General features: G+C 35.2%; 1 protein-coding gene. It reads left to right on the forward strand.

The genetic code is table 11. The features are described from left to right. A partial coding sequence (locus tag J8281_RS19280) for a TonB-dependent receptor domain-containing protein (RefSeq protein WP_210199266.1) occupies nt 1-355 on the forward strand: 355 nt, incomplete at both ends.

Consider the following 355-nt stretch of genomic DNA (forward strand, 5'->3'; position numbering starts at 1 on the left):
GCCAAGTTTAAACGTTAAATATGCTATTACTGAGGACCAGAATTTACGTTTTGCAGTTAGTAAAACAGTATCGGTTCCAGAATTTAAAGAAATTGCACCATTTGTTTACGAGGGTATTAGTTACAGAATTGGTGGTAACCAAGACTTACTAGGAACACGTACTGGTGTAAATCTTACCGATAAATCATATTCAGATATTTACAATCTTGATTTAAAATACGAATGGTTTATTAGTAAAAGTGAAGTACTTTCTGTAGGCGTATTTGCCAAGCAAATTAACGATCCTATTAACTTAGTACTTGCTGCAGACGCTACAGGAACCCAGCGTTATTTTAGAACAGGTGAGAAAGCAGAG

This window comes from Aquimarina sp. U1-2 (genome assembly GCF_017897595.1).
Taxonomy (GTDB): Bacteria; Bacteroidota; Bacteroidia; order Flavobacteriales; family Flavobacteriaceae; genus Aquimarina.